The 20193-nt window shown below is 70.0% G+C and carries 15 protein-coding genes; 3 read left to right on the top strand and 12 right to left on the bottom strand.

Annotated elements, in window-relative coordinates; translation table 11 throughout:
* Window positions 1-227: 227 nt before the first annotated feature.
* Genes AOK15_RS14205 through AOK15_RS14195 form a run of 3 tightly spaced genes read right to left on the bottom strand, consistent with a single transcriptional unit; the run spans window position 228 to window position 3511 of the window.
* Window positions 228-1145 carry a carbohydrate ABC transporter permease gene (locus tag AOK15_RS14205; RefSeq protein ID WP_055516520.1) on the bottom strand — a complete coding sequence of 306 codons (918 nt, stop codon included), beginning with the start codon at window positions 1143-1145 and terminating at the stop codon, window positions 228-230.
* A gap of 12 nt (window positions 1146-1157) precedes the next feature.
* On the bottom strand, window positions 1158-2144 hold the full coding sequence (locus AOK15_RS14200; RefSeq protein ID WP_055516518.1) for a carbohydrate ABC transporter permease: 987 nt from the start codon (window positions 2142-2144) through the stop codon (window positions 1158-1160).
* A gap of 56 nt (window positions 2145-2200) precedes the next feature.
* Window positions 2201-3511 carry an ABC transporter substrate-binding protein gene (locus AOK15_RS14195; RefSeq protein WP_055516516.1) on the bottom strand — a complete coding sequence of 437 codons (1311 nt, stop codon included), beginning with the start codon at window positions 3509-3511 and terminating at the stop codon, window positions 2201-2203.
* Window positions 3512-3829: 318 nt separating this feature from the next.
* Here AOK15_RS14195 and AOK15_RS14190 point away from each other — a divergent pair, with 318 nt between their 5' ends.
* Window positions 3830-4843 carry a LacI family DNA-binding transcriptional regulator gene (locus AOK15_RS14190; RefSeq protein WP_055516513.1) on the top strand — a complete coding sequence of 338 codons (1014 nt, stop codon included), beginning with the start codon at window positions 3830-3832 and terminating at the stop codon, window positions 4841-4843.
* Window positions 4844-5146: 303 nt separating this feature from the next.
* Here AOK15_RS14190 and AOK15_RS14185 read toward each other — a convergent pair whose 3' ends face one another.
* On the bottom strand, window positions 5147-5926 hold the full coding sequence (locus AOK15_RS14185) for a LamG domain-containing protein (RefSeq protein WP_055516511.1): 780 nt from the start codon (window positions 5924-5926) through the stop codon (window positions 5147-5149).
* A gap of 664 nt (window positions 5927-6590) precedes the next feature.
* Here AOK15_RS14185 and AOK15_RS14180 point away from each other — a divergent pair.
* Window positions 6591-7403 carry a methyltransferase domain-containing protein gene (locus AOK15_RS14180; RefSeq protein WP_055516509.1) on the top strand — a complete coding sequence of 271 codons (813 nt, stop codon included), beginning with the start codon at window positions 6591-6593 and terminating at the stop codon, window positions 7401-7403.
* Between the two features lie 249 nt (window positions 7404-7652).
* Here AOK15_RS14180 and AOK15_RS14175 read toward each other — a convergent pair whose 3' ends face one another.
* From AOK15_RS14175 to AOK15_RS14150, 7 genes are all read right to left on the bottom strand, one after another.
* Window positions 7653-9302 carry an AMP-binding protein gene (locus tag AOK15_RS14175; protein WP_079058481.1) on the bottom strand — a complete coding sequence of 550 codons (1650 nt, stop codon included), beginning with the start codon at window positions 9300-9302 and terminating at the stop codon, window positions 7653-7655.
* Between the two features lie 68 nt (window positions 9303-9370).
* On the bottom strand, window positions 9371-10294 hold the full coding sequence (locus AOK15_RS14170; RefSeq protein ID WP_055516504.1) for an NAD-dependent epimerase/dehydratase family protein: 924 nt from the start codon (window positions 10292-10294) through the stop codon (window positions 9371-9373).
* Window positions 10295-11263: 969 nt separating this feature from the next.
* On the bottom strand, window positions 11264-14116 hold the full coding sequence (locus AOK15_RS14165; protein ID WP_055516502.1) for a glycosyl hydrolase family 95 catalytic domain-containing protein: 2853 nt from the start codon (window positions 14114-14116) through the stop codon (window positions 11264-11266).
* 27 nt (window positions 14117-14143) lie between these two features.
* Window positions 14144-15595, bottom strand: coding sequence for a ricin-type beta-trefoil lectin domain protein (locus AOK15_RS14160; protein ID WP_055516499.1), 1452 nt, complete (start codon window positions 15593-15595; stop codon window positions 14144-14146).
* A gap of 501 nt (window positions 15596-16096) precedes the next feature.
* Window positions 16097-17038, bottom strand: a complete 942-nt coding sequence (locus tag AOK15_RS14155; RefSeq protein ID WP_240508428.1) for an RNA polymerase sigma factor — start codon at window positions 17036-17038, stop codon at window positions 16097-16099.
* Window positions 17039-17154: 116 nt separating this feature from the next.
* Window positions 17155-17328: a hypothetical protein gene (locus tag AOK15_RS44990; protein WP_157870250.1), complete on the bottom strand. Its 174-nt coding sequence runs from the start codon at window positions 17326-17328 to the stop codon at window positions 17155-17157.
* Window positions 17325-18527 carry a mandelate racemase/muconate lactonizing enzyme family protein gene (locus AOK15_RS14150; protein ID WP_055516497.1) on the bottom strand — a complete coding sequence of 401 codons (1203 nt, stop codon included), beginning with the start codon at window positions 18525-18527 and terminating at the stop codon, window positions 17325-17327. Before AOK15_RS14150 ends, AOK15_RS44990 begins: the two co-directional genes overlap by 4 nt.
* A gap of 360 nt (window positions 18528-18887) precedes the next feature.
* Between AOK15_RS14150 and AOK15_RS14145 the strand changes: the two genes are divergently transcribed.
* Window positions 18888-19658 (top strand): FadR/GntR family transcriptional regulator, encoded by a 771-nt coding sequence (locus tag AOK15_RS14145; RefSeq protein WP_079058480.1) that lies wholly within the window; start codon window positions 18888-18890, stop codon window positions 19656-19658.
* A gap of 160 nt (window positions 19659-19818) precedes the next feature.
* Here AOK15_RS14145 and AOK15_RS14140 read toward each other — a convergent pair.
* A partial coding sequence (locus AOK15_RS14140) for an RICIN domain-containing protein (protein ID WP_167738816.1) occupies window positions 19819-20193 on the bottom strand: 375 nt, incomplete at its 5' end.

The raw sequence follows: 20193 nt of genomic DNA, 5'->3' as shown, positions 1-20193 counted from the left end.
GGGCGCGGTCCAGCGCTGACCGGCCCCCGCGCTCCCACGAACAAGCCGGGCTCCGCCCCTCGCCCGGCCCGGCGCGCCCCGGAACCCACCGCTGCCCCGGAACCCACCGCACCGGGTGCGACCCACCGCACCCGGTGCGGTGGGTTCCGGGGCAGCGGTGGGTTCCGGGGCGCGCCGGGCCGGGCGAGGGGCGGAGCCCGGCTTGTTCGTGGGAGCGCGGGGGCAGGTCAGCCCTTGACCGCGCCCGCCATGATGCCGCTGACGATCTGCCGGCCGAAGACGATGAACATCGCCAGCAGCGGCAGGGTGCCCAGCAGCGCGCCGGCCATGATCAGCGACTGGTCGCGGACATAGCCCGCGCTGAGCTGGGTGAGGGCGACGGGGACGGTCGGGTTGGTCATGTCGAGGACCACGAACGGCCAGAAGAAGTCGTTCCATGCGTGCACGAACGTGATCATGAACAGGACGGCCATCGCGGGCCGGGCGACGGGCAGCACGATGCTCCAGAAGATCCGCAGCGAGTGGGCCCCGTCCACGCGTCCGGCCTCGACGAGTTCGTCCGGCAGCGCCTCCGACAGGTACTGCCGCATGAAGAACACCCCCACCGCGCTCACCAGCGTCGGGAAGATGACGGCGGGCAGCTGCTGGGACCAGCCCAGCTCGGCCATCATCATGAACAGCGGTACGACACCGAGCTGCGGCGGCACCAGCATCGTGCCGATCACCAGCATGAGCAGCGCGTTGCGGCCCTTGAACCGCAGCTTGGCGAAGGCGAACCCGGCCAGCGTGGCGAACATGACCGTGGACAGGGCGATCACCCCGGCCACGATGAGGCTGTTGACCATGGCCTTGCCCATCGCCGCCTCGTCCCAGGCCCGGGCGAGGTTGCCGAACAGGTTCGGCCCGGGCAGGAAGGGCGGCGGTGTCTGGCTGACCCGGGTGTTGTCGGTGGAGGCCGCCACCATCGTCCAGTACAGCGGGAAGATTGACAGCAGTGCCATAACGCCGAGCAGCACATAGGCCAGCGGGCCGGCGTGGTGCTGGCGGCCCGCGCGCTGACGCAGCAGCCGGCCACCGCGGCCGGCCGGCTTCCGGGAGGTGCGGACCGCGCGGCCGGTCCGGGCCGGGAGACTCTGAGTGGTCATGGTGACTCCAGGTCAGGACGTGCCGGAGCGCAGGCGCTTGACGAGGCGCTGCACGAGGAGGACGAGGACGAGCAGCAGGAACATCACCCAGGCGACGGTGGCCGAGCGGCCCATCTGGTAGTTCTTCCAGCCCTCCTCGTACAGCAGCAGGCCCAGCGTCTGGTACTGGTTGTCCGCGCCGCCGGTGACGCCGTTCGGGCCCTGGCCGAAGATCAGCGGTTCGCCGAACAGCTGGGTGGCGCCGATGGTGGAGAGCACGATGGTGAAGACGATGGTGGAGCGGATGCCGGGCACCGTGACGTGGGTGAACTGCTTCCAGCGGGAGGCGCCGTCCAGAGAGGCCGCCTCGTAGCGTTCGGCGGGGATGGCCTGCATCGCGGCCAGGTACAGCAGCGCGTTGTAGCCGGTCCAGCGCCAGATGACGATGGTGGAGATCGCGATCTGGGCGGGCCACTTGCCCCCTTCCCAGTCCAGGGGGTCGATCCCCACCGTGCCGAGCGCCCAGTTGATCATGCCGAAGTCACGTTCGAAGATCATGGTGAAGACGAGGGCGGCGGCGGCGACCGAGGTGGCGTAGGGGACCAGGGAGGCGACGCGGAAGAACAGCGAGAACCGCATGCGGTAGTTGAGCAGGTGTGCCAGACCCAGGGCCATCAGCAGTTGCGGCACCGTGGAGATGACACCGATGGTGATCGTGTTCTGCAGCGCGTTCCAGAACCGGGAATCTCCCCACAGCTCGACGTAGTTGTCGAACGCCACCCACTGCATGACGTCGAGGGTGGCCAGCTCCACGTCGTGCAGCGAGATCCACGACGTGTAGAGCAGGGGGTAGAAGCTGAACGCGGCGAAGACCACGAAGAACGGCGCGACGAACGCGTACGGGGCGCCCCTGAGGTCGAGGCGGTGCAGGAGCGCGCCGCGCCGCCGGGCCGGGCGTTTGTCCGGGGAGTGCCCGGAGGGCCCTTTCCCGGCCGGGGCCGTGGTGGTGGAGGTGGCCACCGGAGGATCCTTCCTGAGAGCGGACGGACGGACGCGGCCGGACGGACGGACGGGGGTCAGCCGACCGCCTTCTCGATGCGCTCCGCGGTGGTCTTCCACGCCTTGTCCCGCGCGGTGCCCTGCTGCTCGATCAGGGTGAGTCCCTGGGAGAAGGTGTCCTTGATCGTGCCGTCCTTGCGGCCGAGGACCTGCTTGTCCGGTATCTCCTGGGCGGCGGCGGCGAAGATCTCGCCGATCGGCGCGTCACTGAAGTACGCCGACTTGGCGTTCTTCACGTCGGCGCTCTCCAGTGCCTCGCGTGAGGAGGGGATGTTGCCGATCTCCTTGAAGATGTGGGCCTGCTGCTCCGGCGCGGTCAGCCAGGCGACGAGCTTCTTGGCCTCCTCCTTCACCGGACTCTGCTCGATCACTCCGAGGAAGGACCCTCCCCAGTTGGCGCCCTTGGGGGCCTTGGCCACGTCCCACTTGCCCTTGTTCGCCGCACCGGCCTTCTCGCTGATGTGGCTGAGCATCCACGCGGGGCACACGGCCGTGGCGAAGGTGCCGTTGGCCAGGCCGGGGTCCCAACCGGGCTGGAACTGGCGGAGCTTGGCCGTCAGACCGTCCTCGGCGGCGTCCGCGGCGAGGTTCCACGCCTGTTTGACGGCGGGGTTGGAGTCGTAGATCAGCTCGCCCTGCTCGTCGTAGTACTGCTCGGGGTAGCCGTAGACCATGGCGTTGAACAGGCCGCTGGCCGCGTCCATGTAGGCGACCTTGTCACCCTTGAAGTCCTTCTTGAAGGTGCGGCCGACCTCGACGTACTTCTTCCAGTCGCCCTCCCAGAGCGCCGCGACCTCGTCGCGGTCGGTGGGCAGGCCCGCCTTCTCGAAGTAGTCCTTGCGGTAGCAGACGGCCATCGGGCCGATGTCGGTGCCCAGGCCCAGCACCTTGCCGTCCGCGGTGCTGATCTGGGACTCCTTCCACGGCAGGAAGTGGTCGGTGCCCGACGTCCCGGCGAAGTCGGCGAACTTGGCGGCCTGTGTCTCGGTGATCTCCTTGGCACGCCCGATCTCGATGCCCTGGATGTCCTTCAGGCCCTTGCCGGCGGCGAGCCTGGTCTGCAGCGCGGTGTAGTAGGTCTGCTCGTCACCGGCAATCTCGGCTTTGATGTCGACCCCGGGGTTCTCCTTCTCGTACTGCTCGAGCAGGCCCGTCTCCTTGATGCCCATCACCCCGAACAGACCCATGGTGATGGTGACCTTGCCGTCCTTCTTGCCCCCACCGGTGACCGAGTCGTCGCTGCCGCTGCAGCCGACGACAAGGGTGAGCGCGCCGACGGCCGCGACCGTCGCCACCGCCTTTCTGTGCGACCAACCGAAAGTGCCCATGGATCTCCTCCCAGCGGCGGCGCCGACACATCGGAGTGAACGAGTTCTGCGATGGCTGCAGCGATGCCGGACAGCGGCTCTGACAAATAGCGGTGGGAACGTGCCCAACACTGGGTGGGCACGTTCCCACCGCGCATCGAAGACTCGTCGGAGCAGGGCGGGTCTGTCAATGACTTGAACGCAACTCGTCCTGGGGCCGCGGCTTGTGCGGTCGGCACCGCGGCGTCCCGGGGTGCCGTGCCGAGGGCCAGGTCTGCAAGAATTGCCGCAGGTCACCTCCGCGGCAGGCACCGCCGCGCGACGCCGAGGGGGAAGCACATGTCCGGCAACCGCCGCCCAACGATCAAGACGGTCGCCGCTCGCGCCGGTGTCGGCCGCACCACCGTCTCCCGTGTCGTCAACGGCTCCGACCTCGTCAGCGCCGACGCCCGCGCCCGGGTCCTCGCGGCGATCAAGGAACTCAACTACGTGCCCAACTCGGTCGCCCGGGGCCTGGTCACCAACCGCACCAACGCCGTGGCCCTGGTGATCCCGGAGTCCGAGAGCCGGCTCGGATCGGAGCCCTTCTTCGCCGCGCTCATCCGCGGCGTCAGCGGCGCCCTCGCCGACAGCCGCACCCAGTTGCAGCTGATGCTCGTCCGTGACCAGGCCGAACGCGATCAGCTGACCGAATCGGTGGCGACCCGCCGTGTGGACGGCGTGCTCCTGGTCTCCGTGCACTCCACGGACCGACTGCCCGGCATGCTCGAGGAGATGGGCCTGCCCACCGTGCTCGCGGGCCGCCGCGACGCCGGCGAACAGCTGAGCTACGTGAACGCCGACAACGCCGGAGGCGCCACCGCGGCGGTCCGGCACCTGCTCGAACGCGGCCGGCGGCGCGTGGCCACCATCACCGGCCCCTTGGACATGGACGTCAGCCGCAACCGGCTCGCCGGCTGGCACACCGCACACCGCGAGGCGAACGTCCCCGCGAGCGAGCTGCTCGTCGAGGAAGGAGACTTCACCGAGGAGAGCGGCACCCGCGCGATGCGTTCGCTTCTTGAACGCACCCCTGACCTCGACGCGGTCTTCGCCGCCTCGGACCTCATGGCCGTCGGCGCCCTCACCGAACTGAAGCGGCAGAAGCGGCAGGTGCCGCGCGATGTCGCCGTCGCCGGGTTCGAGGACTCCGTCCTCGCCCGCCACACCAACCCGCCGCTGACCACGGTGCGCCAGCCCGTCGAGGAACTGGGTCGCACGATGGCCCGCATCCTCACCGACATCACCCAGCACGGCGCGCCACGGCGGCAGGTCACGCTGCCGACCGAGCTGGTGGTACGCGAGTCCACATAACGGACCCACGCGTTCAGCACGGCAGGTACCGCAGGGCGGCCCACGGGCCCGGCGCGCCTTCGGGCACCGCCAGCCCCGGCGGGAGCCCTCGATCCGTCCTGATGAGGCGCGGGATCGGGTGTGCGCGTCAGGCCGGCAAGAGGTTTTCCCCTGCCGCCCGCAGACCTTTCCGCAGACCTCTTCGCAGTGCAGCAGCCGCAGTTCAGCGCCCCTCCCCGCGGCTTCAGCGGGACCGGCGGCATCTCCCGGGGCCGACAGGTGCTCCCCGCCGTAGCCCTTCATCTCAGAACCTGGTGCACAGACTCACGGTCCGCCGCTGTCGGCCCCCGCCTCGACCTCAGCCTCGGCCTCGACCTCGTCGGACAGTACCTCCGAAAGCGCTGCCGGCCGCCTCACCACGAGACGCTGGACCTGGTACGACATCTCCTTGACGTGGGGAGCCGGTCGGGGGTGATGGCGGCCCGCGCACACAGACAGGTTGACGATGAGGTAGGCATGCCAGGCACTTCCCACGCCTCGGCGGTCGGCGAACACCTTGCTGCCGTTCACCCACCAGATCACGGACCTCGGGCCGAACTCGACCCGAAGATCGACCCACGAACCCGGGCTGATGGCGGGGTCGCGGAAGTAGAGGTTGGCGCCGCGGACGTGGTTGGTCAGCTCCAGGAGGTCGGGGTTGTCGGGGTGATATTCGAAGACGTCGATCTCCTGGTCGCCGTCGCGCCAGGTCCAGATGGCGGGCCAGGCCCCGACCTCGTACGGCAGTCCGACCCGCGCCTCGAGAACGTCCCCCGCTCGGACGGTGAAGCCCTCCTCACTCCCCTCTGTGGTGAGCAGGCCCGTGTCCCACCGACCGTCCTTGCGGAGGGTGGCATGGAAGGTGCCCGAGCGGCTGTACGCGGGGTCCGCCGTCAGGTGATCCAGTTTGTTGTCGCCCGGATTGATCGGTCCGCCGTTCGGATACGCCCACGAACGCCCTGCCACCCATTGACGGGTGGACGCGAAGTCCGCCGTGAAGACAACCCCAAGTCGGGACGAAATCTCCTCTGCCGACGGTGTTCCGTCGCGTGCAGGATTCTCCATGCACGGATGCTGCTCCCCGTACGAGTGCGGCAAGCAAATACCGCCGAACCCACAGAAAAGGCAACTCGGACGGGTGATTCTGTTCGTCATCCCTTGTGCGAACAACCCGGCAGCTTCGAACAGCACTTGCTCCCCCATGGCCCGTCGCTTCGCGGTCAGGGCCACCCTCATCGCCGACTGCGACGGTTCGAGCCTGCCGACTTGATGCGCGTGCACCTGCGCGACGGATGGGCCGCTTCCAGTACGGGCCACTTCCTGGCACCCGGCTCGGTCCCGGCCCACTGGTGATCCCGCGTCGCCATCGACCGGCCAGGCCGAACTCCCGGCCGGGAAAGAGGAGCACAACCGCTTCACATCGCACGGTCCGTGGCCCGCATCGCCCGCCTGCACCACCTCGCTGGCCGGCATCAAGGGGCGCCGACGGGGTGCGTCGACCCGATGCGGGGGGAGAGAGGGGAAAGCGGTGCGCCCCGCGAGGTGCAGGTCGAGGCCATGACAGGCCCCGCCCGTGACCGCGCCGACGACGAACCCGGTCGGCGGTCCCGACAGACACCTATGGGAGTGCTCACGGTCCCCAACTCCCGTGCTGCTACTCTGCTTTGACTTTCAACTAGCGCCACTCGCACGCACACATCAGGCACCCCCTGACGGGAGACAGCAGCACGTGGACACCACCGGACCACGCACGGCCGAGAGCCTTGCCGCACGCTTCCACGACGTCGACTCCTCCGGCGTCCCCGAGGACTTCATCGCCTATCTGCGGAAGATGGAGGAGAGCGAGAGCGGACGCGCGGTGCGGGAGGCCACCTACCGCGCGCTGGAGACCGCCGAGGGCAAGGGAACCGACGTCGGGTGCGGCGCCGGCCGCGCCGTGGCGGACCTCGTACGGCTCGGAACGGACGCCGTGGGGGTCGACAGCAGCCAGGCCATGGTCGACGCGGCCCTGGCCAGGTTCCCGAACTGCCGCTTCGTCCAAGGCAGCGCCTTCGAGCTGCCGTTCGAGGACGGGGAACTGTCGTGGTACCGGTCCGAGCGGACCTTCCTCCACTTCGGCGATCCCGCCGAGGCGCTGTCCGAGGCCCGCAGGGTGCTGAGGCCGGGCGGAACCATCGCTCTCGCGGACCCCGATCTCGGGTCGATGGCGGTGAGTTCACGGATCCCCGAGACGACCGAGGCGGTCAAGCGCGCCTTCTGCTCAGCCGTCCCGAATCCCCACTCCGGCACCCGCAGCGCCTCCCACCTCGCCGACGCGGGCTTCACCGACATCGAGATCGTTCCCATCATGGCGGCACTCAGCGACCACGCGTCCGCGTTCGGCGTGGTGCTGGAGCCGGCCCTGACGGCGGCTCTGGCCCAAGGCGTCGTCAGCGAGGAGGAGGCGGCGCGGTGGAAGGACGACCTGAGCGACCTCTCGCGACGGAACGCCTTCACCGCGACGGCGACGTTCTTCGTCACCACGGCCCGCCGGGCGTCCTAGTACTCCAGCGGTACTGAGTCGGCAGAGTCCTGGTACCCCGGTCACTCGGCTACCTGACGCGAGGGCGCGTGACCGGGGCCGGGCCGCCACCTCGGTCGCGGTTCGCGGCACCAGCGCATCTCAAGGGCCAGGGCCAGAGATTCGCGGCGTCTCACTCCGACGGGAACCCGCACTGGGGCGGCGCATGGAGCCCGATGCCCGAAGTCGGGTCGCCCGGGGAAGGTCTCCCGGGCGACCCGGACCTCTCGGTCAGTCCGAGCGGAGCCGAAGCCGTTCCCTGAGCAGGTTCTTCCGTACCTTTCCGGTCTCGTTGCGCGGCAGTTGGGGCAGGATCTCCAGGCGGGAGGGCATGCACCATTCGCTCATGCCGAGCCCGCCGAGCCAGTCGCGCAGGCCCTCGAGGGTGGGCGTCCGCTCCCCCGCGACGACCACCGCGCAGGCGAGCTCGCCGCCGTGGCCGTCCGGGTAGCCGACCAGGGCGACATCCCGTACGTCGGGGTGGTCCAGCAGTGCCGACTCCACGTCACTGACCGGGATCATGATGACGCCGATGCGGTCCTCGGCACGGCCGTGGAGCCGGATGCCGCCGTGACCGTCCGGCGCCGCGAGGTCACCGGTGTCGTACCAGCCGTCGTCGTGCTCGGTCAGCACGGTCAGACGGCCGTCGTCCCGGCCCCAGGTGGCCAGGCACAGCGAAGGGCTGCGCACGAAGAGGCGCCCGGGTCGGTCGTCGCTGATCGGGTGGTCGGCCCGCAGGTCGATCTCGTGGCCCGGCGCGCAACGCCCGACCGTGCGTCCGGCCAGTTCCGGGTGCTCTCCGGCGCGGGTGAAGGTGTTGGCACCCTCCGTCATGCCCCAGCCCACGTCCAACGGGACGCCGAAGGCCTCCGTCACCCGCCTGAACAGCGGCTGCGGGACCGTGGTGCCTCCCGCGCGGATGATGCGCACGGTGTCCGGTCGCCGCGAGGTCCGTTCCATCGCGTCGATCAGCGCGGAGAGGTGGACCGGGACGATGACCATCCAGGTGACCCTGGCCTCGGCCAGGAAGGGGACGATGGCGTCCGGCACCCAGCGGTCCGTCACGACCGCGCACCCCCCGCGGTGCAGCGGCATGAAGATCCCCATGGTGAGGCCGACGATGTGCGTCGCCGCGTTCGGTGAGTAGACGCGGCTGTGCGGGCCGATGCCGTCGGCGGCCGCAACGGGGGCGTACCAGGCGTACAAGGTGTTGAGCGTGTGCAGTACGGCCTTCGGCTCACCGGAGGTACCGGAGGTGAACAGCACCAGGGAGACCCGGTCCGGGTCCACCACGGACGGATCCGGCAGGGTGCCGTGCTCCGTGCGCTCGAAGAACTCGCGGAAGTCGAGTTCCCCGTCGCCCCCGTCGGCGGTTCGCTCACCGAGCACCACACGGTGGCGCAGTGCGGGCAGCCGGGCTGCCATGTCGGCCAGCGCCGCGGCGTGCTCGAAGTCGTCCCAGCGGTCGATGGTCACGCAGACGACGGCGTCCAGCCGGCGGAGCATCCGCTCCAGCTCGCGGGGGCGGAACGCGCACATGATGGGCGCGGCGACGGCCCCGAGCCGTGCGCATGCCAGGAGCAGCGGTCCGACCTGCCAGACGTTCGGCACCTGCATCGCGACGACGTGACCGCTGCGCACTCCCAGCGCGTGCAACGCGCCGGCGAAGCGGTCCACGTACTCGGCGTACCGCTCGTAGCTCATCTCTAGGACGCCCCGACCGGCCTCCGACACGAGGAGGGCAGGGGCGTCGGGCGTCTCGGCGCGCCACCGCGCCAGGTCGTCCAGGATGGTGTCGGGGCGCCAGAGGCCGTCCTTGCGGTACCGCTCCACGGTGTCGGCGGACGGGCGTAACGTCGTGATCGGGTTCACAGTTTCCACTTTTCTTGGATGATCGCGTCAATTCATTGCGTGGGAGCGGCCTTTGGTGCCGCCTCGGACCGTGCCGGTCATTCCTCGCCCAGCCCCTCGCGCCAGCTGGGCCGCAGCGGCTTCCAGCCCAGAGCCGTACGGGCCCGGTCATTGGCCGCGCCGTGCGCGGCGGTGAGCTGATGGGCCAGGAACCAGCCGAGCAGTTGAGGTGCGTGGTCCGCCGGGATCGAACGAGGGGCCGGGCCGCCCAGCGCTTGGGCGTAGTGCGGCAGCCACTGCGCGGCCGGGGCCGGGTCGTCGTCCGTCACATGGAACGCCCCGGTGGCTTCCGACTCGACGGCGGCGACCGTGGCCGCCACGGCGTCCTCCACGTGCAGGAACGACGTGATCCCGGCGCCCTTTCCGGGCAGCGGGAGGTGTCCGGCCCGTACGGCCTGGGCTGCCCCGCCGTCGCGGGCGTACAGGGTTCCGGGGCCGTACAGCGTGCCGTAGCGCAGGACCGTGCCGGCGAGGGGCCCGCTGTCGAGAACCAGCCGCTCCAACTCTGCGACAGCCCGTACGGTGGCTGCCCAGCCGGGATCGGGTGCGTCCACGTACAGCGGCGCGTCCTCGTCGAGGACCAGTTCCTCGGCCGGGGCGGCCGCGAAGGCGATGGACTGCGCGACCAGCCGTCCCGCACCCGCCGCCCGGGCCGCCTCCATCAGGTTGGCGGTGCCCTCGGTACGCAGCCGCGCGGTCAGGCCGAAGGCCGCCACCGGGTCGTCGCCCATCAGGCGCAGCGCCGTCATCTGATGGACCACCACCTCGGGGCGGACTGCCGACACCGCCGACAGCAGGGCCTCGCGGTCCAGGGCATCGGCGCTCACGACGTGGTCCGCCTCCGGGGCCCGCTCGCGCGACTCCTGGCGTACCAGCGCGCTCACCTCGTGGCCCCGTTCCCGCAGCGCTCCCACCAGGGGGTGTCCGATCACTCCGGTGGCCCCGGCGACGAGAATGCGCATGTTTCATTCCTCCGTATCGGTAGAGAGAGCTGTGGCGAACCGCCTCAGCGGACGGCACGCCTTGTCACGCCTGTGCGGACCGTTCTCGGCCAGGGGCACGTCGAGTTGCTCGGGCCGGCCCGCGTGGATGTCGTGCGCGGGCACCCGTGGCCTTCCGGCGAATCGCCCGTCCACACCCTGGCGAGGGCGCCGTTCGGCCGGAGCGTGCGGACGGTTCCGGGGCGCGGCGCGAGGTGTCCGGGAGGGGGCCCAGAGTGGACGCGTCCGCCGCTTCGCCGGCATGACGGCGTACGGGCGGGCCGGTCGTGAAGGGGCATGGGGGCCGCAGGGGCCAGCACGTGGTGCCCTGCGGCCCAGGCCCTCGATCGCGTCGGGCCGGGAGGCCGGCCTGTACTCCCGGGCAGAATCCTGCGGCAGGACAGCAACCGGGCTTCCGTGCTCATGCCTTCGCCCCGCGCCGCACGGCCTCGCCTCCGAATCCGCCGAGGCGCGGCGAGGCCAAGGGGGCGATGTCGGGGGCCGGGATATCCACGCCTGAGCGCGACTCCCTGCGCAGGGGCGGGCTCGACCGGCTCGGCGAGCCGAGACCTAACGCTCCGACGGCCGCCGTGGTCACGTGTGGACACCGACCGACGACAGTCGCCATGACCGCAATCGTGTGCCCCGTTCTCGCATGCCCCGCCACTTCCACACCAAAAAGCGATGGTTGTACAACTTTCAAGGACCTGTCGGGCTTCAGCATTCCCCTTGTGATCACACGTTGGCAAGGCGTAGTCACTGGTGGATTTTTATGCGGCCCGGCGCATGCTTCCCGAAGGCGTATCGGCGGCTGTCGTCATGCCGGGCCCGACGGCGTCGAGCACGGATTTTGTGGACCCTTGCGCGGATTGTGGAGAGGTGGCGCGCCTACCGGCACAGGACCGCAGTCCATGCCACCGCACCGGTAGGCAACTCCGGCAGGCCGCCCGGCTACATGCGTTGGAGTTGGAATCGCTGGTTGGTGCTCCCCGTGGCCGTCCACTGGGAGATGCGGGCCCCGTCGGCGGTGGAGGCCTCCCACACGTCCAGGGCGAGGCCGCTCTGCCGGTTGACCAGACTGATCACGCCACTGCCGTGGTCGACCATCCGCCACTGCTGGCCGGCGGCGGTGGTCTCCGGCTGCTGGGTGATGTCGGCGCCGCTGCTGCCACTGGCGGCTTGCAGGACCAGACCGCTGCGCCCCACCCGGATCTTGTAGTGCCCGTCGTCGGAGGGCAGGAACTCGAAGTGCTGGTTGCGACCGGTGGCGATCTGCCACTGGATCAGCAGCGCGCCGGCGCCCGGGGACGCTCCATTGATGTCGGCAGCCTTGCCACTGTGCTGGGCCACCAGCCGATACGCCACGCCGGTCTCCACCGGCCCCGACCTGACGGCGGACGCGCGGTAGGTCTTGCCGGCCTGGCCGGTGAACTCGATGAGATCGGCCTCGAGCCGCTTCGGCTGGACCGGCTCGCCGCTCGCGTCGTCCCGCAGCGTGAAGTCGCCGGCGAAGATCCGGCCGCGCACCCGGACGGCACCGGTCCGGTCGGGTGTGACGACGCACTCGATCCGGCCGCTGCTCCACTCGACACCGACGGTGTACCCGCCGCGACCCCGCAGTCCGCTCACGCGCCCGGTGGGCCAGGCGGCCGGCAGTGCCGGCAGCACGTGCAGTTCGCCGTTGTGGCTGTGCAACAGCATCTCCGCGATGCCCGAGGTGGCACCGAAGTTGCCGTCGATCTGGAACGGGGGGTGCAGGTCGAACATGTTGGGCGCGAGCCGGTCCGTGCGCACCAGGTCCCGGATCAGCTTGTGGGCCCGGGCACCGTCCTCCAACCGCGCCCAGAAGTTGATCTTCCACGCCAGCGACCAACCCGTCCCGTCGTCACCGCGCAGCTCCAGCGTCCGCCGCGCGGCCTCGTGCAACTGGGGTGTCCCCCGCTTGGTGATCTGGTTGCTCGGATGCAGACCGTACAGATGGGAGACGTGCCGGTGATTCCGCTCGGTCTCCACCCAGTCGGCCAGCCACTCCTGGACATTGCCCCGGGAGCCGACCCGTGTCGGGGCCAGCCGGTCCCGGGCCGCCAGTGCCTGAGCGCGGAAGGAGGCGTCCACGCCGAGGACTTCGCCGGCTCGGGCGACGCTGTTGAAGAGGTCGCGCAGGATCTGGTTGTCCATGGTGGGCCCCGCGCAGACGGTGGCGTTCGCATGGTGAGGGAGCTCCGGGGAGTTCGACGGGTTGGTGACCAGGTGACCGAGCGTCGGGTGGGCGACCAGGGTGTCGAGGAAGAACTGGGCGGCGCCCTTCAGGGCCGGATAGTTCGAGCGGAGGAAGTCGAGGTCGCCGGTGAACAGGTAGTGGTCCCAGATCAGGGTGGCCAGCCATGCGCCGCCGGTCTGCCACATCCCCCACTGCGCTCCGTCGACGACCGAGGCGCCCCGCCACGCGTCGGTGTTGTGATGCGTCACCCAGCCACCGGCGCCGTACTGCGCCTGGGCCACCCGGGCGCCGGTCACCGTCAGGTCGTCGATCATGTCGAAGACCGGACGGAAGCACTCGGACAGGTTCGTCGTGTCGGCGGGCCAGTAGTTCATCGGCAGGTTGGCGTTGATGGTGAACTTCGAGTCCCAGGACGGGGCCATCTGGTCGTTCCAGATGCCCTGCAGGTTCGCCGGCTGGGTACCCGGCCGCGAGGACGAGATGAGCAGGTACCGGCCGAACTGGAACAACAGGGCAGAGAACTGCGGGTCGTTCACCTGCGCGTGCTGCGCGATCCGTACGTCGGTCGGCTGGTCGGCCGCCGCCGTACGCCCCAGATCGACCGACACCCGGTCGAACAGCGCCTGATAGTCGGCGAGATGCCGACTGCGGAGTTGGTCGATGCCGACGTTGCGGGCAGCGTTGAGGTGGCCGCGCGCGATCCCCTGGTAGTCGCCGTCGACCTTCCGGAAGTCGACGTAGCTGGAGCCGATCGACACCAGCACCGTCACGCTGGTGGCGCCGGAGACCCGTAGCGTGCCACTCGAGCTGCTGACCGTGCCGCCCGTCGCGGCGGCGTGGGCCAGGGCGAGGAACCGGACCCGTCCGGCGATGCCCTCCATGGTGCCGGAGGTGCCGTCGAGAGCGATCGTGGCCCCGTCCGGGCTGGACAGGGTGGTCCGTTGGGGACTGTCGAACGTGGCGCTGAAGGTGAGGGAGTTGGCCCGGTCGGCCGTCAGCCGGACCACGATCACCTGGTCCCGTGCGCTGGCGAACACCTCACGCTGGTAGCGCACGCCGTTCAGCACGTAGGTCGTGAGGGTTGTGGCGGTGGTGAGGTCGAGGGTTCGGTTGTACTGCGAGGCACCGGTGCCGCCGCCGAAGGAGAGCCGAAGGTTTCCGACCGGCTGGTAGGCCAGCTGTCCGGCCGGGCTGCCCAGCATCGTCTGATTGATCAGATCCTGCGCCGGTCCCCACTGGTCCGCGAAGACCCTCCGCCGGATCTCGGCGATGTTGGCCGCGCCCCGCGTGTTGGCGGAGTCGTACGGGCCGCCGGCCCAGACGGTGTCCTCGTTGAGCTGCAACCGTTCGGTGTCGACGTTGCCGAACACCATCGCGCCGAGGCGTCCGTTGCCGATCGGCAGTGCCCGCAGCCAGTCCGTGCCGGCCGGCTTGTCGTACCACAGGGCGAGGCCGTCGGCGGCCCGAACCTCCGGCGGCGCGGCCGAGCCGCTCCTGGCGACCGCCGTCCACCCACCCGGCACGATCCCTGCTCCAGCCGCCGCCCCGGCGGCGAGAAACCGTCTGCGTGTCACTTCGGACATGTCGTTCTCCCTTCACGACTGGAGAAGTCACCGACTTCGGTGAGTGTTCTGGATCTGCCATGTCTGGTTCTCGCCGCCCCAGCACGCCCACAGCTGCGCCTTGAAGGTGGCGGTGTTCACGTCGAGGCAGAGGCCGGATCGAACCCCGCGGACGGTGCCGTCACCGCGCACGGTCCACCGCTGGTTCTCGCCGCCGTTGCACGCCCAGGTGCCGACCACGGTGCCGTTCGTCGTGCCGCTGTTGTACGCGTCCATGCACCTGCGGCCGCCGAGTGCGGTGATCTGTCCGCCGGCCGTCAAGGTCCACTGCTGGCCGGCCGTGTCGTCGCAGGTGTTCACCTGGACCTGGATGTTCGCCGTGGTCCCGCCGGGGATGTCCAGACAGCGCCCGGTGCCGACGTTGCGCAGCGGGCCGGCCGGGGCCGGGACGTCGCCGTCCAGGCCCCAGCCGTATCTGAGGCGCTCACGGCCGCTGGCGCTGGGGGTGCTGAGTGTGAGGTCGGTCCCGGTGCCGTGCAGCTTCTGCATGGCATACCAGTCGTCGCCCTGTCCGGCGCGTATCTTCCCGCCCAGCCCCGGCCAGTAGATGGAGCCGATCCGCAGGTCCCGCAGCACCGTGGTGGTGGCCCGGAAGTAGCGCACGAAGTTGTCGGTGCTGCCGGCATCCAGATAATTCAGCCCGGTGTCCATCGGCGCGCCGAACTCGTCGACGACCGTGCGGTCGGCGCAGGAGCCCAGCGCGTCCCGCAGGTAGGCCATCCACTGGTCGTAGGTCTTCGCGCCGCTGAAGAACGTGTAGTGGTGCAGCGACAGAAACGTCCCGTCGAGGCGGCGGTCGGCGCACATCGACTTGATGTCGGTGTTCAGGCCGGCGCCGCTGACGAAGATGCGGTTCCGCGGAATCGACGGGTGCCCGCTGATCCAGTTGCTCACCACGTTCGCCCACTCGGCGGCGCTGTGTCCCGCCGGTTCGTTCATCGGCTCGAAGTGGACGAGGTTGTTGGAGCCGTACCGGGCAAGCACCGTGTTCCACATGGCGTCGAAGGCGCTCGGGTTGACGATGCGACCGCCCCGGGCGGCCACCCCGTCGTCCCAGTAGGAGAGGACGACCTTGAATCCCTTCGCGGTGGCTGCGTCTATCGCGCCCGTGTACGCGCTCCACCAACTCGTCCCGACCGTATAGGTGTTGATCGGGAGCCGAACGGTGTTGACGCCGAGGTTGCGCTCGAAGCCGGTGTAGATGGCGTCGGCCTTCGCCACGACCGTCTGGTAGCTGTCGGAGCCGCTCAGCCCGTGCAGGACCAGCGGTCCACCGTGGAAGTTGTCACCGAGCCGGGCCCAGTTGACGCCACGGAACTGGGACGTGTCGGCGGCGGCCGGCGAGGCGCTCTCGTGCTCGACGACCGCCAGCACGCTCGGAACGGTCAGGATGTAGGCGAGCGCCCGGGCGAGATAACGCCGGCGGCGGGTGCGGGGCATGGTCGCGCCTTCCCGGTTGGCGGTGTGGTCACGTCTGCGCTGTGCGGGATCTCGACGTCGGCCGCCTGCCGGCAGCCGGCCGAGCCGGCGCGGAGATTGCCCTCTCCACGCCGGCCCCCTCCCAGATCGCTCGCCCAGCGAGCATGTCAGCGTCATGCCGCTGCCGTGGCGCCTGGAAAGCCTTGCTCCCCCGCTTCGCCCGGACGGTCGTCACCCGCCCCGGATCGGCTCCTCGTGGCTGAAGTCCCGGGAATTTCACAGATCGCCTTTGGCTTCCACTTTCACAGGCCATGAATGAGGAACGTTCCGCCACGACTTCTAGAAGATTGACAGATTGTCATGGTCCACTCAAGAGGAGAACGTCAATTATTGAAGACCGCCCCTCATAATTTTTTCAAGCAGTGAATTCGAAATGACGGACGCGGGTGAATCACGGCAGTTTTCGTTATCGGCGGCCGACTTGAACAGTCACCATCGCCGTGGTGCCGACTCGCTCGGCCCTCAGACGAGTTGGCCGAGCAGTCCGGCTCTGACGCCGGCAACCGGCTCGGAGCCGACCTCGGACGACTCGGCTCCCGCAACGACGGGGTTCTCGGGCGCCCCGGCGAGCACAGGTCTTTCGAGCACCGTGGCGGACCGCGCCAGCGGGACGGGGAGCAGCGCCAGGGCGACGATCAGCCGCTCAAGGGGCACCAGTTCCTCGGCGGCCCGCCCGCAGTCCGCGCAGGATCGGGTGTGCCGGGTGATGCGCTTGCGCCACAGCGCGCTCGGTACGCCGTCCCAGCCGCCCAGCGCGGCGGTCAACTGTGGGCACCGGGGGCCGGCTTCCAGCGCCGCGACGAGTGACCGGCTCAGCTCCAGCTGGTTGCGCATCCGCTGGACGCGCACACCCGCGTGGGCCACGCTCGTTCCCAGCGCCGCCGCGAGCTCCGCCCTCGTGAGTCGGCCCGCGGCCTCCCGCCACCACAGCGACAGCAGCGCCCGGGCGTCCGGGTCGAGCCATCGACTGGCGCGTACGGTCTCCCGGCGATGACCGGACAGCTCGACACGGATGAGGGCGAGGTTCTCGGCGTCGGCGTCCGGCGGGTCGGTCATCTCGTCGAGGGGGGCCGTCCGTTCGGCATCCGCGTGCCGTCGATGCAGATGGGTGCTGATCTGCCGTGTCGCGATCGTGGCCAGCCAGGGCCTGAAGCACTCCGGGGTGCGCAGCGTGCGCAGTTCGGGAAGTGCCCGCAGCATCGTCTCCTGCACCACGTCGTCGACGTCCGCGAGCTCGCCCAGTGCCCTGCGCACGATCGCGTACACCAGTGGCAGGTACGTCGCGGCCAGGTCGTCGAGAGCTCGTGGATCACCGGCCTGCGCGGCGACGACCAGGCTCGTCTCGTCGGCGCGGGCGGCTCGGTCGACGCGGTCGGACCGGTCGGATCGGTCGGCTCGCGTCATGAGCCCGTACGCGCCGCCTCGGGCAGGGCCGCCGCAGGTACCGCGCGAGTCGCCGCCCCCGAGGTCGCGGGCACGATCGACTCTGGCGCGGCCGCCTGGTAACGCTGGTCGGCCCGTCATCGCCCCGACCGTCCGCCGTCGACGGGAACAACGACGGCGCCGGTGGCGATGCGGTCCGGTGCGAGGGTGCTGACGCCGCGCCCGTCCCGCTCCTTCGCCAGGGCCGACGCCTCGGCGGCCCGGATCTCGATCTCGTGGGTGCGTGCCCCGCGGTAGACAACCGCGCTCATCGATCCTCCATTCCCATGGTGTCGAACGTCCCTTCCGCGGTGGAGCGGCATGGTCCAGGGGTGACCGCGAGCAGCCGCCGGCCGGCGTGGTCCGGCCGTACGTGCGGTCCGTCGGGTGCGGGTGCCGTTCGCCGGCGTGCCGGGGTGACCACCGTCTCGTCGATCCGGATGCCCAGGCCCGGCGTGTCGCCGAGCACGAAGGCTCCGTCCTCGACATGCAGATCCATCGCGACCCCGATCGGCGGCCGCAGGCCCTGGAGTTCGCTGACGAGGTGGTTGGGCACCGACGTCGCGGCGTGCAGCAGCGCGACAGGCGTGTCGCCGATCGGGCTGACCGGCAGGTCGTGGGCGTGCGCCAGCGCGGCGACGCGCAGGAAGTGGGTGACTCCCCAGACCGCGGCCGTCTGGACGATGTCGAGGCCTCCCGCCGCGATCAGCGGGCGGAACTGCTCGAGGCCGGTGAGGTTCTCGCCACTGGCGACCGCCGTCCGTACGCCACGGCTGACAGCGGCCAGGCCGTCGGCGTCCCACCGCCGGACGGGCTCCTCGATCCAGGTCAGGTCGAGTGTGCGTTCCAGTTCACCGACGTGGCGTACCGCCTGCTTGCGGCTCCAGGACTCGTTCGCGTCCAGCATGAGCCCTGGCCGGGCCCCGTGCGCGGCCTCGGTCAGCACCTCGCGTACGAGCGACAGCCGGTGCCGGTCGCGCTCGATGTCCAGGCCGCCCTTGAGCTTCGCCGCCCTCAGCCCGTGTTCGGCGTAGACCTGGTAGACGGCGACGAGTTCGTCGTCGGTGAGACCGATGTCCAGGCCGGAGGCGTAGGCGTGGACCGTGCGGTCGTTGCCGCCGAGCAACCGCCACAGCGGCTCGCCCACGGCCTGTGCCTTGATGTCCCACAACGCCGTGTCGAACGCGCCGATCGTGCCGAACACCACGCCGGCGTGCCCGGCTTTGAAGGTGTGCCGCAGCATGCGGTCGTAGAGGGCGGTCACCGCGCGCGGGTCCTGGCCGTCGAGGGCGGCGAAGATCGCCTCGGCCTCCACGTGCGGTCCCAGGCCGACTCCGGTGATCCCCTCGTCGGTCTCGACGACGACGACCTGCACGGGCACGACGCCGTCGCCGTAGACACCGTTGGCGTCACCGACAGATCGACCCCAATGCTGCGTCGTCGTCAGGGTTCTGTACCCGGTGATGCGCATGCGTCAGCCCTTCGTCGCGCAGGCCGTCACGCTGTCAGCGTTCTGGCGCTGCGGAAACAGGAGGTCACCTACACGGGCGGCCCGGCGGTCAGGACACCGGTTGCGAACCGACCGATTCGCTGAGCGGTTGCCCGTTGTCCGGCATCGACCCGATGACGGGCACGGCGACCGGGACCGCCGACCACGGTGTTCGCTGCTTCATTGCTGCCCCACTCTCCTGAGGTGGCCGGCTGTCCGGCAGTTGAGGTTGAGGAGGAACGCAACTCGTATGACGTATGTAACTCGTATGACGTATGACGTCAACCGGATGCCGTATAGTGAGCGAGAATCCGTGGCACGGCGCGGGTCCCGGGGGGTGTCATGACGGCAGTACCGCAGTCATCCGCAGGGGCTTCGGAGGTCCCCGCCTGGAGTCGGCGCCCGGCGAACCTTGCCGCCGCGGTCACGGCTGAGTTGGTGGAGCGGATCGTCCGTGGAGTCCATCCGTCCGGTTCGCCGCTTCCCCCCGAGCCCGTGCTCTGCGCGACCTTCTCGGTCAGCCGCACCGTGGTCCGCGAGGCGGTGAAGATTCTTCAGGAGAAGGGGCTGGTGCAGGTCCGCCAGGGCGCCGGCACGATGGTCACCCCGCCGGCGATGTGGAACATGCTCGACGAGCTGGTCCTCGGCGCGACCATCGCGGAGGACGAGAGCCTGGCCACCCTCGACCACCTCGTCGCGACCCGCCGCGTGCTGGAGTCCGACATGGCCAACGTCGCCGCCCGCCTGGCGAACGCCGAGGTGATCGACCAGCTGCGCAGGCTGGTGGAGCGCATGGACGAGCTCGTCGACGACCCCGCTGCGTACCACGAAGAGGACCGGGCGTTCCACGACACCGTCATGCAGGCGTCGGGAAACCGCATCGGACGTGCCGTGGTCCGTTCGCTGGAGCGCCAGGTCATCGACTCCGCCCGTTACGTGGGCCGAACCGGCCGCGCCCTGTGCGTCGCGTCCAACCAGGGCCATCGGCGCATCTACGAGCGGATCGCCGGGCACGACCCCAAGGGCGCGGCCGAGGCGATGTTCACCCACATCACCGAGGCGTGGGTGGTACGCCGCAGCGGGCCGGGCGAGCCGACCCGGCTGCGGCGTTAGAGGCACCCGGCGGGCCCTGCCGTGGGCGAGGCCGATGCCGTCGCGGGGCAGGTGGCCGCAGATCCAGCGATCCACCGAGGCGCGATGGGGCCCGCACCCGGTCGGGCCCGGCTGCCGGCACCCGCTCCTGCCCCGAGGGAGCGGACGGGCGTTGACTGCGCTACCGCAGTGTCCACTGCTGGTTGGTGCCGCCGTTGCAGGACCAGAGGATGGTCCTGGTGCCGTTGGCGGTGCCGGCTGCGTTGGCGTCGATGCAGAGTCCGGACTGGACGCCGGTGATGGTGCCGTTGGGGTTGACGTTCCACTGTTGGTTGTTCTGGCCGTTGCAGTCCCAGATGATGACCTGGGTGCCGTTGGTGGTGCCGCTTCCGCTGGCGTCGAGGCATTTGTTGCCGTTGACGGTCAGCTGTTTGCCGGTGGTGTAGGTCCAGGTCTGGCCGGTCGCACCGGTGCAGTCCCAGAGTTGGGTCTGGGTGCCGTTGGTGGTGCCGGTGCCGGGGACGGTCAGACAGCGGCCGGACTGCGCGCCCACGAT

The organism is Streptomyces ossamyceticus (genome assembly GCF_001418475.1).
GTDB classification, from domain to species: domain Bacteria; phylum Actinomycetota; class Actinomycetes; order Streptomycetales; family Streptomycetaceae; genus Streptomyces; species Streptomyces ossamyceticus.
The sequence above is the reverse complement of the archived record's forward strand: the minus strand, read 5'-3'. Positions and strand labels throughout refer to the sequence as shown.

What these genes read in the sequence shown, in the direction of transcription:
- AOK15_RS14190 (WP_055516513.1), top strand. Translation starts at nt 3,830, where the DNA reads ATGTCCGGCAACCGCCGCCCAACGATCAAGACGGTCGCCGCTCGCGCC.
- AOK15_RS14185 (WP_055516511.1), bottom strand. Translation starts at nt 5,926, where the DNA reads ATGGAGAATCCTGCACGCGACGGAACACCGTCGGCAGAGGAGATTTCG.
- AOK15_RS14165 (WP_055516502.1), bottom strand. Translation starts at nt 14,116, where the DNA reads ATGTCCGAAGTGACACGCAGACGGTTTCTCGCCGCCGGGGCGGCGGCT.
- AOK15_RS14155 (WP_240508428.1), bottom strand. Translation starts at nt 17,038, where the DNA reads ATGACGCGAGCCGACCGATCCGACCGGTCCGACCGCGTCGACCGAGCC.
- AOK15_RS14195 (WP_055516516.1), bottom strand. Translation starts at nt 3,511, where the DNA reads ATGGGCACTTTCGGTTGGTCGCACAGAAAGGCGGTGGCGACGGTCGCG.
- AOK15_RS14150 (WP_055516497.1), bottom strand. Translation starts at nt 18,527, where the DNA reads ATGCGCATCACCGGGTACAGAACCCTGACGACGACGCAGCATTGGGGT.
- AOK15_RS14160 (WP_055516499.1), bottom strand. Translation starts at nt 15,595, where the DNA reads ATGCCCCGCACCCGCCGCCGGCGTTATCTCGCCCGGGCGCTCGCCTAC.
- AOK15_RS44990 (WP_157870250.1), bottom strand. Translation starts at nt 17,328, where the DNA reads ATGAGCGCGGTTGTCTACCGCGGGGCACGCACCCACGAGATCGAGATC.
- AOK15_RS14205 (WP_055516520.1), bottom strand. Translation starts at nt 1,145, where the DNA reads ATGACCACTCAGAGTCTCCCGGCCCGGACCGGCCGCGCGGTCCGCACC.
- AOK15_RS14170 (WP_055516504.1), bottom strand. Translation starts at nt 10,294, where the DNA reads ATGCGCATTCTCGTCGCCGGGGCCACCGGAGTGATCGGACACCCCCTG.
- AOK15_RS14145 (WP_079058480.1), top strand. Translation starts at nt 18,888, where the DNA reads ATGACGGCAGTACCGCAGTCATCCGCAGGGGCTTCGGAGGTCCCCGCC.